Here is an 11,139-nt window from a genome sequence, read left to right on the forward strand (position 1 = left end):
TGGGCTCAGGCGGGGACGCGGTGGTTCGCCGCGCGCCAGGCCGATGGCGTCGCACCGGTGTGGCGGCGGAAGGCTCGGCTGAAGCCCTCGTCGGACGAGTATCCCAGTTCGCGCGCCACGGTGCTCACGCTGTGCCCGCGGACAAGCAGGTCCTGTGCGGCGCCCATGCGCACCGCGGTGACGTAGCCGACGGGCGAGCGCCCGAAGATGCTGCGGAACCGCTCGGCGAACACCGACCGTGACATCGCGCTGAGGGATGCCAGCTCCTCGACCGTCCAATCGCGGCCGGGTTCGGCGCGGATGGCGGCGACGACACGGTCCAGGAACGGATCGATCGCACCGGCGGGCCAGCCCGGAGGCGCGCAGTGGCTGGCCCACGCCCGGATGGCCGAGGCGAGGACGGTACCCGCCATCATGCGGCAGATGACGTGATCCCCGCTGCGCCCCAGGCACGCGTCTGCGCCCTCCACGCCCAGGTGCGGGAGGAGCGCCGCCGCCGCCGGCTCGAGACCGGCGAAGTCGCGGATCGCGAGGACGTCAGGGAGCAGCACGCCGATGTGCGCGGCGTCGTCGGCCAGTTGGAGTTCCGACAGGACCAGCCGGACGTCGCCGTCGGCCACCAACGCACCCCCGCGCCGACCGCTGGACAGCAGGAGCCCGCCGCGCTCGATCGATTCCGGCCGCTCACCCGTGAGCCCGGCGTGCAGCCGACCGCTCATCACGAACACGAAGGACAGGACACCCGGCTCGAGCGCGAGCACGTTCCCGCCCGCGAGCTCGACGCGCCGCTGGCGGCGGATGCGCACGTCGATCGCCGTGAGCAGGCCCTCGAGGGTCGCGCCGTCGGCGGCGGGATGCGCACGTCCGGGCACGGCGATGGTCGACTCCATATGAGCGCGAACCCCTTCGCCGTGCGCCCTATTCCGATTCGCCGTCGTTGCCGAGCGGCGGCGCGGTTAGGCTGAAGCATGGACCTGCGCGTCGCGGCGTACGCGGTGATCGTCGACGAAGACGACCGCATTCTGCTCGCCCACTGGAACGAGGGGCGTCGCGCGGCCTGGACGATGCCCGGCGGCGGGCTCGAAGCCGGCGAGGACCCTGAGCGCGCGGCCCGCCGTGAAGTCCGGGAGGAGACGGGCTACCGTGTGTCGATCGGACCGCTCCTCGGCATCCATTCGCGCGTGATTCCGGCGGGGCGCCGCCTGACCGAGGCGGCCGTGCCGCTGCACACCTTGCGCATCGTCTACCGCGCCCGTGTCACGGGCGGCCGCCTGCGCAACGAGAGGAACGGATCGACGGATCGTGCGGACTGGTTCCCGCTCGCTGACGTGCCGACGCTCCAGCGCGTCAAGCTCGTCGACATCGCCCTCGAGATGGCGGGGCTGGCGCCGCCCGCGGCGTGAGCGGCGGGATGCCGTCAGCCGAGCGGCTGCGAGATGTCGGCCACCGTCGCCCCGTAGGCGGCGATGAGGTCGTCGGCCTCGACGAACAGGCTGTACCCGTGGGCGCCCGCTCCCATCGCGATGCGCCGGCCGACGATCGCGGAGTCGGCGTAGACGGGCCAGTCGTGGGTGCTCCCGAGCGGCACGATGGTGCCGCGCTCGTACCCCGTGGCGGCAAGGGCGCGTTCGGGGTCCGGGAGCTGCAGCTTGTTCACCCCGACGACGGCGCGAAGCTTCGGCCAGGAGATCGCCCGGTCTCCCGGGATGAGCGCGAACAGATAAGTGCCGTCGCTGCGCTTGACGACCAGCGTCTTGACGATCCCCGACGGAGGGATGCCGAGGATCGCGGCCGCTTCCGGCAAGCTGTTGGCCGCCGGACGCTCACGGATCTCGATCGACAGCCCGCGGTCGGCTGCTGCCTCCCGCACGCGTTCCGTCCCGCGGAGTCCTTCGCTCGTCGCCGGCTCAGGCATCCGGCGCGCGCAGCGGGTCGTCGGCGACCCACAGTTCGTCGTCCGCGCGCAGCGTCTGCCACGCGGCGTAGAGGACGCCGACCGCGGCAGCGACCCCGAGGATGATGGCGATGACGCCGCCGGCGCCGATCCCCTTCTTCACCGGAACCGGCGCGGGCTTCGACCAGGCGCTCGGCAGTGACAGCCCGCGGCCGTCGGCGATCCGCGAACGCTGCTCGTTGGCGGCATCCCACACCGACAGCGCGGAGCCGACGACGGCGCCGGCGGCCGGGATGATGGTGCCGTTCACGACCTTCTTGCCCTTGTCGACGTAGGGCGCGGCGTACCTGTTGTAGCCGGCCTGCACCTGCGGCTTGACCTGCTCGCGTCCGTAGTGCCCGAGCTGGCGACCGGCCTCGCGCGCGACGGTGGCGGCTTCGCCGACCAGCACCTGCTGGGCCTCCCACAGGTTGCTCGCCTGCTTTTGAAGCTTGTGAAGTTCCTTCTTGCGCTTGCGGCTGACGCTCACGGTGCCCTCCCTGTCGTGGGGATGTCGGTCTCCCCATCTTGCCAGACCACCGCTGAGACGGGAGGGGTTGCAGGGAACTCTGAGACAATGTAGAAATGCCGCTTCACACAGCAGTTGCCACCATCCACACCAACTACGGCGACATCGTCGTCAACCTGTTCGGCGACCACGCGCCGCGCACCGTGCAGAACTTCATCGGTCTCGCCGACGGCTCCCAGGAGTGGACGCACCCGGCGACCGGCAAGCCCGGTGAAGGCCCGCTCTACAAGGACGTCATCTTCCACCGCATCATCTCGGGCTTCATGATCCAGGGCGGCGACCCGCTGGGTCAGGGCGTGGGCGGCCCGGGCTACACGTTCAACGACGAGATCAACGGCGAGCTCACCTTCACCGAGCCGTACAAGCTCGCGATGGCCAACGCGGGCCTCCGGCGCAACGCGATCACCGGTCAGCCGGAGGGCACCAACGGATCGCAGTTCTTCATCACGGTCCCCGGCCAGGGCGGCCGCGGTCCCGAGTGGCTGCAGGGCAAGCACACGATCTTCGGCGAGGTGGCCGACGACGACTCGAAGTCGGTCGTCGACACCATCAGCGAGGTTCCCACCGCGGCCGGCGATCGCCCCGTCGAGCCCGTCGTCATCGAGTCGATCGACGTCGTCGCGGTCTGAGTCGCAACCCCACCTCGCCGCGTGACCACCGACGACTTCCGCCGCAACAGCGACAACTTCTGCTACCGGCATCCTGACCGCCAGAGCTTCGTGCTCTGCCAGCGGTGCCTGCGCACGATATGCCCCGAGTGCCAGACCCCGGCCGCGGTCGGGGTCATCTGCCCGGAGTGCCTGCGCGATCAGCAGAAGGCGCAGTCGCCGGCGCAGCGCAAGGCCGAGCGTCGGTGGTCACGTCCGCGAGCGGTCACGGCGTCCGCCGGCCGCCCGGTGGTGACGTACGCCATCATCGGCATCACCGCGTTCGTCTTCCTGCTGCAGCTCATCCCCGGGTTCGGCGCCTCCCTCACGACTCAGCTGGCGATGTACGCGCCGGCGCTCTACCCCGACCTCCTGGGCGTGTTCCAGCCCTGGCGGCTGCTCACGGTCCTCCTGGTCCACGACGCGGGCGGCATCTGGCACGTCGCACTCAACATGCTGGCGCTGTGGATGCTGGGTCGCAGCCTGGAGCCACTGCTCGGGCACTCCCGCTTCCTGGCGCTGTACCTCATCAGCGGCCTGGGCGGCTCGGTCGCGATCGTGCTGCTCGGGTTCGGCACACCCGTCGTCGGCGCGTCGGGCGCGATCTACGGATTGTTCGGCGCCCTGCTCGTCATCGGCCGGCACATCGGCGCCAACATCACCGGCATCGCGCTGGTGCTCGGCATCAATCTCGTGCTGACGTTCCTGCCGCTGTTCCTCGGCAGCGGCGGCATCTCATGGCAGGGCCATGTCGGCGGACTCCTCGTGGGCGCGCTGGTCGGGCTCATCTTCGCGCGCACCAGAGCGGCCCGTCAGCGCGGGCTGCAGGTCGGGCTGCTGATCGCGCTGACCGTCGGGCTGCTTGCGCTGCTGCTGGTTCCGCCGGCGCTGTACTGGTGACCTCGGCCTTTCGCTTCGCGACCGAGGTTATCCACAGGTTCATCCACAGGTGGGGAGAATCACACCTGTGTAATTCACACCTGTTAACAGGGTTGTTAACAACCTCGATCTGCGGTCCGCATGCACTCCGGGCACGGAAAAGCCCCGGTCGTCGTAGACCGGGGCATCTCGCTGAGATTGTTCGTCAGCGCCAGCGCGTCGTCATCAGGAAGCCGATGAACGCGATGCCGAAGCCGATGACGAGGTTCCATGCGCCGATGTCGGGGATCGGGAACGCCATGCCGCTCAGGTAGAAGACGAGGATCCACAGCAGACCGATGAGCATCAGTCCGATCATGATCGGCTTGAACCACACCGGATTGGGTGCGGCCTCGCCTTCTGCGCGCTCGACGAGCGAGTCGTCGTCTTTGCCGGGTCGTGCCATGCACAAGAGTCTAACTGCCAGGCGGACTCCAGCCCGTGCTGATTAGACTCCCCCTGTGGAGGAAGCGGTGACGGACCTGGGGCGCGCCGTGCATCGACGACGGCCGCCGCGCCGCCGCACGTCCGTCGTAGGCGTCATCGGGGAACTGCTCATCACCGCCGGCGTCATCGTCCTGCTGTACGTCGTGTGGCAGCTGTGGGTCGGCGACCTCATCTACGGCGCCGAACGCAACGCCACCGGGACCGAGTTGTCACAGCAGTGGCAGCAGGAATGGGAGCAGACCCACGCGGCGGCACCCACACCCGAGCCCGCGCCGGCGGGCGAGCCCGAGACGGCGCCGCCCCCGGTCCTGGCCGAACCGGGCGACGGCGAGCAGTTCGCGGTCATGCGCATCCCGCGCTTCGGCTCCGACTACGCCGTGCCCATGGCCGGCGGCGTCTCCCGTGCCCGCACGCTCGATCCGATCGGCATCGGTCACTACCCCGGCACCAAGATGCCCGGCGAGGCGGGGAACTTCGCGCTGGCCGCGCATCGCACCACCTGGGGCAAGCCCTTCAACCGCATCGCCGACCTGCACGTCGGCGACGCGATCGTGGTCGAGACGCAGGACGGCTGGTACACCTACCGCTTCCGCACGCTGGAGTACGTCACCCCGAACGAGGTGGAGGTGCTCCTCCCGGTGCCGCAGGCCATGGATGTCCCGGCGGGCACCGCCTACATCACCATGACCAGCTGCAGCCCGATGTACGCGATGACCGAGCGGATCGTGGCGTACGGCGTGTTCGAGTCCTTCACCCCGCGCGAGGCGGGTCCTCCAGCATCCCTCCAGGCGGTGACCTGATGTACGCGGCCCTCTGGCGAGTCCTCCCCGGCCCCTGGTGGGTGCGGGTGCTCATCCTCCTCGTGCTGATCGGGGCGGTCCTGTACGGCCTGCTCTTCTACGTGTTCCCGTGGGTGAGCCAGTTCGTCAACCCGCAGGAGGTCACCGTCACCTTGCCCGCGGCACCCGGCATCCCGGTGTCGTGAGCGCCCCTCCCCCGTCGGCGCCGCTCCTGGTCGTCGACAACCACGACAGCTTCGTCCACACCCTGGTGGGGTATCTCCACGAGCTCGGCGCAGACACCGAGATGATCGAGGCGGACGCCATCACCGACCCCGCGCGCGCGATCGCCGGCAGGCCTGGGGTGCTCGTCTCACCGGGCCCCGGCACGCCGGCCCACGCGGGTGCGTCGGTGGACATCGTGCGGGCCGCCGCAGATGCCGGCGTGCCGCTTCTGGGCGTGTGCCTCGGCCATCAGGCGATCGGCGAGGCGTTCGGCGCGACGGTCGGTCACGCGCCCGAGCTCATGCACGGGATGACCTCGCTCGTGCACCACGACGGTTCGCCGCTGTATGCGGGCCTGCCCGACCCGTTCGTCGCGACGCGCTACCACTCGCTGGCCATCATGCCCGAGACCGTCCCCGCCGAACTGGTCGTCACGGGGCGGACGGCGAGCGGCGTCATCATGGGGGTCGCGCACCGCGAGCTGCCGATCGTCGGGGTGCAGTTCCACCCCGAGAGCGTGCTCACCGAGGGCGGGCATCGTCTGCTCGGCAACTGGCTGGCCTCGGTGGGGTATCCGGATGCCGCAGTCCGCGGCGCGACGCTCAGCCCTCGACGGTAGCTCCCGACGCCGGATCCCGGACCAGGAGCCCTTTGCCGAGCCGAGCGTCGGTGCGGCCGGCTAGGGACCGGTGCAGTACGTGAGTGTGATCTCGGAGTGCACCGGCACGTCGCCGGGCGGCAGTGATTGCGCCGTCACGGTCGGGGGGTTCGCTGCCGTGCAGGTCGCGTCCTCCTGCGGCAGGACGGTCAGCCCGACCTCCTGCAGCTCGCGGGTGGCGGCATCGAGGGTGTAGCCGCGGACGTCGTCGATGGCCACGCGGCCGGAGGCGACGACGAGGTTCACCGTGGAGCCCGCCGGGACGCTCGCGCCGTCGGCCGGGTCGCTCGAGATGACCGTGCCGGCCGCGAGATCGTTGTCGTTCTGCGGGGTGATGGTCCCCAGTTGCAGCCCGGCGTCGGCGATCGCGGCGGTCGCGGCATCCTGCCCGAGTCCCGTGAGGGTCGGCACGGTGGACATCTCCTGGCCCGTCGAGACGTAGACCTTCACCTGCTGCTCGGGCTCCACCGAGGTGCCCGCCTCAGGATCGGTGCGGATGACGTTGCCGGGGGCGACGTCGGTGCTCTCCTCGTCGACGCGGAAGGCGAGCAGGTCGTGCCCTGCCAGCTCGTCGTTGGCACGGTCGTATGTCATGCCGACGACATCCGGCACGACGCGGACGTTGCCCGGGAGATCATCGCGCGGCTGGATGGTCAGCACCCAGAAGAGCAGTGAGATGAGCAGCACCGCCAGAAGCGCGACACCGGCCCAGATCCACGCGACCGGTGGACCGGCCTGCGTCCGCTTCATGGTCGTGTCGGTGCTCAGCTGCCGCAGCGATCGCGCGGTCTCCGCCGCCTGGCGCGGGTTCGGGCCGTACAGCTCGCTGGTCAGCGCGCCCACCTGGCGCTTCGACGGCTGGCGGCCGTCGATCGTCGCGTCCAGCGCCTCACGGAAGCCCGCGGCATCCTGATAGCGCTGGAACGGGTCTTTGGCCAGGGCACGCAGCGCGACGGTGTCGAGGGCGCGCGGCACCGTCTCGTTCACCTCGGACGGCGGCACCGGCGCCTCGCTGACGTGCTGGTAGGCGACGGCGACCGGGGACTCGCCCCGGAAGGGCTGGCGTCCGGTGAGCAGCTCGTAGAGCACGACGCCCGTCGAGTACAGGTCGGCCCGGGCATCGACGGGCTCGCCCTTGGCCTGCTCGGGAGAGAAGTACGCCGCGGTGCCGAGGATCTGCGTGGTCTCGGCGACCGTGGACGAGCTGTCGGACACGGCGCGCGCGATGCCGAAGTCCATCACCTTCACCTGACCGGCGTCGGTGATCATCACGTTGCCGGGCTTGATGTCGCGGTGGACGACGCCGGCACGGTGCGAGTACTCCAGCGCCTCGAGGATGCCGTCTACGTAGCGGATGGCGTCAGGCACCGGGACCGGCCCGTCGGCGATGACGTCCTTGAGCAGCCGGCCCTTCACGAGCTCCATGACGATGAACGGCACCGGGCGCACCGAGCCGTCGGGTGCGGTGCGGGAATCCTCCCCCGCGTCGTACACGCGCACGATCGTCGGGTGCGCCATACGGGAAGCCGCCTGCGCCTCCAGCCGGAACCGGGTGCGGAACGCGTTGTCGTCGGCCAGCTCGCGGTCGAGGATCTTGATGGCCACCTGGCGGCCGAGCGTCAGATCGTACCCTCGGTAGACGCTTGCCATCCCACCGCGCCCGATGGGCTCGTCGATGCGATAGCGCCCCGAAAGCACGCGTGGCTCAGCTGTCACGTTCACTCCCTGCGTGGACTCCAGCCAGACTATCCGAGCCCCGGCGAACCACACTCACGCAGTCCGCCCGAGACGTCTTCCGCCGGGCGGCAAGACCGCCTACGGCGTCGGTGTCGGCGTCGGGTTGGAGGCCTGGATCTGGGCGCTCGCCTCGGGTGAGGCGCCGCTGGTGCGCTCGCCGGCGGTGCCGCCGGTGCAGGTCACGGTGTATGTGACGATCAGTGCCTGCCCGCCCGCACCGGTCACCTGGATCTCACCGGCGCGGTCGCTGGGCCCGAACGCGGCCGTGGACTGGCCCGTCGCGGGGAAGACGCCGTTGGTGGCGGTCAGGTTGTAGGCGCTGACGCTCCCCGTGCCCGACGGGCAGCTGTAGCCCGGCCACTGCACCTGGGTCGTCGAGGCCGCGTCGACCGTTCCCGGCAGCGTGGGTGCGCCCGGCTGCGTCATCGGAACCTGGCCGGCATACACCGTCAGGTCGATGATCGTGCCCTTGGGCACGTTGCCCTGCGGGTTGACGGCGTAGACCTTGCCCTCGCTCGCCTCGTCGGGCGCCGCGTTGCCTTCGGAGCAGCTCGCGCCCAGTCCCAGGGCGTCCAGCGCCGCCGAGGCGGTGTCGCAGTCCTTGCCGAGGTAGTCGGCGGCCACGACGTTCGCGGTGGTCGAGGTGGGCGTGGGCGTGTTCTTCGGCGTGGAGCTCGCCGACTGCGTGACCGAGCGCGAGGGCGTCGGGTTCGCGTCGGGCTGGTTGGCGACCACGGCCCAGATCGTGCCGATCAGCACGAGCAGCAGCAGGGCGATGAGCGCGATGAGCGGCCACGTCCACGGACTGCGCTTCTTCTTCTGCGGCGTCTCTTCGACGGGCTCCTCGCCGGGGGCCGGCATGAGGCGCGTCGCCGCCGAGGTGTCGGAGCCTGCCGTCAGCAGCTGTGTCGCCGCCTCGGCGCCCGCAGCGCCGGCGGCGATCGCGGGAACAGCCGCGGCGGCGGCGGTCAGGTCGCCGCGGCGCAGCGCCGAGGCCGCGCGTGCGACCGCGGCGGCGGAGGCCGGCCGGTCCTCGGGCTTCTTGGCGATCATCGCCATCACGAGGTTCTGCACGGGGACGGCGACCGTCGCCGGCAGCGGCGGAGGCTGCTCGTTGATCTGCGCCATCGCGATGGCGACCTGCGACTCGCCGGTGAAGGGGCGCTTGCCGGCCAGGCACTCGTACGCCACGATGCCGAGCGAGTAGATGTCGGTCGCCGGCGACGCCGGGTGACCCGACGCCTGCTCGGGCGAGAGGTACTGGACCGTTCCCATGACCTGCCCGGTGGCGGTCAGCGGGACCTGGTCGGCGATGCGCGCGATGCCGAAGTCGGTGATCTTGACGCGGCCGTCGGGGGTGATGAGCAGGTTGCCGGGCTTGATGTCGCGGTGCACGAGGCCCGCAGCGTGGGCGGCCTGCAGCGCCGCGGCCGTCTGCGCGACGATGTCGAGCGTCTTGTCGGTGGAGAGCGACCCGTCGCGTTCGAGGATCGTCGACAGCGCCTCGCCGGGCACCAGCTCCATCACCAGGAACGCGCTGCCGTTCTCTTCGCCGTAGTCGAACACGCTGGCGATGCCCTCGTGGTTGACCAGCGCCGCGTGGCGGGCCTCGGCGCGGAAGCGCTCCAGGAAACCAGGGTCGCCCATGTACTCGTCTTTGAGGATCTTGATGGCGACGGTGCGTCCGATGACGTGGTCGGTCGCCTCCCAGACCTCGCCCATGCCGCCGATCGCGATACGCGAATCGAGTTCATATCGGCCGCCGAAGGTCACGCCTTGCGTCGGTCTCATCTGCCCAGCACCGCCTCCATGACCTTCTTCGCGATGGGAGCGGCGATCGTGTTACCGCTGCCCGACTGTCCTTGCCCGCCGCCGTCTTCGACGACCACGGCGACGGCGACCTCGGGGTTGTCGGCGGGTGCGAACCCGGTGAACCAGAGCGTGTATGGCTCGTTGCCCGTGTTCTCCGCAGTTCCCGTCTTTCCGGCCACGTCGACCCCGTCTATTCTTGCACCCGAGGCCGCGCCATCACTGACATTGGCGACCATCATCGCCACCAGCTCGTCGGCCAGGTCGGCATCCAGCGCCCGTCCGAACTCGGTGTCGTCGAAGGTCTGCTGCACCGAGAGATCGGGTCCGATCACGCGATCGACCATGCGCGGGTTCATCACCATCCCGCCGTTGGCGATGCCTGCGGACACCATGGCCATCTGCAGCGGCGTGGCGGTCACCTGCCCCTGACCGAAGCCGCTGAGCGCGGTCTGCGCGTCGTCCTGGATGGTGCGCGGGTAGCCGGACGCCGTCGAGAGGAGCGGCAGCTCGAACGACCTGTTGAAGCCGTACTTCTCCGCCTCTTCGCGGATCGCCGTGTCGCCGAGCTCCACCGCGAGCTCGGCGAACGGGATGTTGCAGCTCAGCCGCAGCGCGTCGGCGATCGTGACGGTCTCGCCCGGGCCGCATGTGCCGCCGCTGGCGTTGTGCACGATGCTGCTGGACTGCGGCAGCTGGTAGGTCGCCGGGTTCGGCAGCGTCGACTGCGGCGTGTACTCCCCCGAGGCGAGGGCGGCCGAGGCGACGACGAGCTTGAACGTCGATCCCGGCGGGTTGAGGTCGCCCCCGATCGCTCGGTCCGACAGCGGTTTGCCGGGGTCGGCGAGCAGCGCGTCGTACGCGGCGTTCACCTCGTTGGCGTTGTGCCCGGCGAGGATGTTGGTGTCGTAGCTGGGGCTCGTCACCAGGGCCAGGACGCGGCCCGTGGACGGCTCGATGGCGATGATCCCGCCCTGCAGGTCACCCAGCGCCTCGAACGCCGCCCGCTGGATGTCGGCATCCAGCGACAGCACCACGTTCGATCCGCGCGGCGGCTGACCCGTGAAGATCCGCTCGATGCGCGACAGGAACTGCGACCCGGCGGTGCCGCTGAGCTCCTGGTTCATCGCCTGCTCCATGTTCGTCGCCGAGTTGAGCACGGGATTGATGTAGCCGGTGACGGGCGCCCACATCGGGGCATCCGTGTACACGCGCTGCCAGCTGTACAGGTCGTTCGACGGGACGGAGGACGCGATGGCCGACCCGCTGGCGATGATCGAGCCGCGCTGCACCTCGTACGAGTCGTACAGCGACCGCCGGTTCGCCGGGTTGGCGGCCAGCTCGTCGGACTGGATCACCTGGATCCAGCTCGTCGAGGCGAACAGGGCGAGGAACATGATCAGCATCAGGATGCTGAGGCGCCTGAGTTCTTTGGTCACCAGTCGCACCCCCCCACG

Annotated in this window: 13 protein-coding genes; 6 read left to right on the forward strand and 7 right to left on the reverse strand. The window is 70.2% G+C overall.

The genetic code is table 11. The annotated features are described in order from the left end of the window. Positions 1 to 5 precede the first annotated feature (5 nt). Entirely contained in the window at positions 6 to 890 is an 885-nt protein-coding gene (locus tag C9992_RS11020; RefSeq protein ID WP_106815632.1) for a helix-turn-helix domain-containing protein, read from the reverse strand. A gap of 78 nt (positions 891 to 968) precedes the next feature. Between C9992_RS11020 and C9992_RS11025 the strand changes: the two genes are divergently transcribed. After that, positions 969 to 1,403 (forward strand): NUDIX hydrolase, encoded by a 435-nt coding sequence (locus C9992_RS11025; protein WP_106815633.1) that lies wholly within the window; start codon positions 969 to 971, stop codon positions 1,401 to 1,403. A gap of 14 nt (positions 1,404 to 1,417) precedes the next feature. Here the strand turns inward: C9992_RS11025 and C9992_RS11030 are convergent, their stop codons facing one another. Beyond that, a complete protein-coding gene (locus tag C9992_RS11030) occupies positions 1,418 to 1,915 on the reverse strand; it encodes an aminoacyl-tRNA deacylase (protein WP_106815634.1) in 498 nt (165 codons plus the stop codon). Next, a complete protein-coding gene (locus C9992_RS11035) occupies positions 1,908 to 2,423 on the reverse strand; it encodes a DNA helicase (RefSeq protein WP_106815635.1) in 516 nt (171 codons plus the stop codon). Before C9992_RS11035 ends, C9992_RS11030 begins: the two co-directional genes overlap by 8 nt. A 95-nt stretch (positions 2,424 to 2,518) precedes the next feature. On the opposite strand from C9992_RS11035, the gene C9992_RS11040 reads away from it, so the two are divergent. Then, complete coding sequence (locus C9992_RS11040; RefSeq protein WP_106815636.1) at positions 2,519 to 3,091, forward strand: peptidylprolyl isomerase; 573 nt, start codon at positions 2,519 to 2,521, stop codon at positions 3,089 to 3,091. 21 nt (positions 3,092 to 3,112) lie between these two features. Beyond that, entirely contained in the window at positions 3,113 to 4,009 is an 897-nt protein-coding gene (locus C9992_RS11045; RefSeq protein WP_106815637.1) for a rhomboid family intramembrane serine protease, read from the forward strand. Between the two features lie 184 nt (positions 4,010 to 4,193). Here C9992_RS11045 and C9992_RS11050 read toward each other — a convergent pair whose 3' ends face one another. Next, the gene (locus C9992_RS11050) at positions 4,194 to 4,433 is read right to left on the reverse strand and encodes a cell division protein CrgA (protein ID WP_106815638.1); all 240 of its coding nucleotides are present in this window, start codon (positions 4,431 to 4,433) and stop codon (positions 4,194 to 4,196) included. A 55-nt stretch (positions 4,434 to 4,488) separates the two neighbouring features. On the opposite strand from C9992_RS11050, the gene C9992_RS11055 reads away from it, so the two are divergent. From C9992_RS11055 to C9992_RS11065, 3 genes are read left to right on the forward strand one after another with little or no spacing between them, the layout of a single operon-like run. Next, the gene (locus tag C9992_RS11055) at positions 4,489 to 5,274 is read left to right on the forward strand and encodes a class E sortase (RefSeq protein ID WP_106815639.1); all 786 of its coding nucleotides are present in this window, start codon (positions 4,489 to 4,491) and stop codon (positions 5,272 to 5,274) included. Further along, complete coding sequence (locus C9992_RS11060) at positions 5,274 to 5,459, forward strand: hypothetical protein (RefSeq protein WP_106815640.1); 186 nt, start codon at positions 5,274 to 5,276, stop codon at positions 5,457 to 5,459. The genes C9992_RS11055 and C9992_RS11060 overlap by 1 nt, the downstream gene beginning before the upstream one ends. After that, positions 5,456 to 6,097 carry an anthranilate synthase component II gene (locus C9992_RS11065; RefSeq protein WP_106815641.1) on the forward strand — a complete coding sequence of 214 codons (642 nt, stop codon included), beginning with the start codon at positions 5,456 to 5,458 and terminating at the stop codon, positions 6,095 to 6,097. Before C9992_RS11060 ends, C9992_RS11065 begins: the two co-directional genes overlap by 4 nt. 60 nt (positions 6,098 to 6,157) lie before the next feature. Here C9992_RS11065 and pknB read toward each other — a convergent pair whose 3' ends face one another. From pknB to C9992_RS11080, 3 genes are all read right to left on the reverse strand, one after another. Further along, positions 6,158 to 7,852 (reverse strand): Stk1 family PASTA domain-containing Ser/Thr kinase, encoded by a 1,695-nt coding sequence (pknB, locus tag C9992_RS11070; RefSeq protein ID WP_106815910.1) that lies wholly within the window; start codon positions 7,850 to 7,852, stop codon positions 6,158 to 6,160. Positions 7,853 to 7,951: 99 nt separating this feature from the next. Then, positions 7,952 to 9,664, reverse strand: coding sequence for a serine/threonine protein kinase (locus C9992_RS11075; RefSeq protein ID WP_106815642.1), 1,713 nt, complete (start codon positions 9,662 to 9,664; stop codon positions 7,952 to 7,954). Continuing rightward, positions 9,661 to 11,121, reverse strand: a complete 1,461-nt coding sequence (locus C9992_RS11080) for a peptidoglycan D,D-transpeptidase FtsI family protein (protein ID WP_106815911.1) — start codon at positions 11,119 to 11,121, stop codon at positions 9,661 to 9,663. The genes C9992_RS11075 and C9992_RS11080 overlap by 4 nt, the downstream gene beginning before the upstream one ends. Between the last annotated feature and the right edge of the window lie 18 nt (positions 11,122 to 11,139).

Source organism: Microbacterium timonense, from assembly GCF_900292075.1.
GTDB classification, from domain to species: domain Bacteria; phylum Actinomycetota; class Actinomycetes; order Actinomycetales; family Microbacteriaceae; genus Microbacterium; species Microbacterium timonense.

Coding starts and splice junctions, on each gene's coding strand:
- C9992_RS11020 (WP_106815632.1), bottom strand. CDS start 890: ATGGAGTCGACCATCGCCGTGCCCGGACGTGCGCATCCCGCCGCCGAC.
- C9992_RS11025 (WP_106815633.1), top strand. CDS start 969: ATGGACCTGCGCGTCGCGGCGTACGCGGTGATCGTCGACGAAGACGAC.
- C9992_RS11030 (WP_106815634.1), bottom strand. CDS start 1,915: ATGCCTGAGCCGGCGACGAGCGAAGGACTCCGCGGGACGGAACGCGTG.
- C9992_RS11040 (WP_106815636.1), top strand. CDS start 2,519: ATGCCGCTTCACACAGCAGTTGCCACCATCCACACCAACTACGGCGAC.
- C9992_RS11050 (WP_106815638.1), bottom strand. CDS start 4,433: ATGGCACGACCCGGCAAAGACGACGACTCGCTCGTCGAGCGCGCAGAA.
- C9992_RS11060 (WP_106815640.1), top strand. CDS start 5,274: ATGTACGCGGCCCTCTGGCGAGTCCTCCCCGGCCCCTGGTGGGTGCGG.
- C9992_RS11075 (WP_106815642.1), bottom strand. CDS start 9,664: ATGAGACCGACGCAAGGCGTGACCTTCGGCGGCCGATATGAACTCGAT.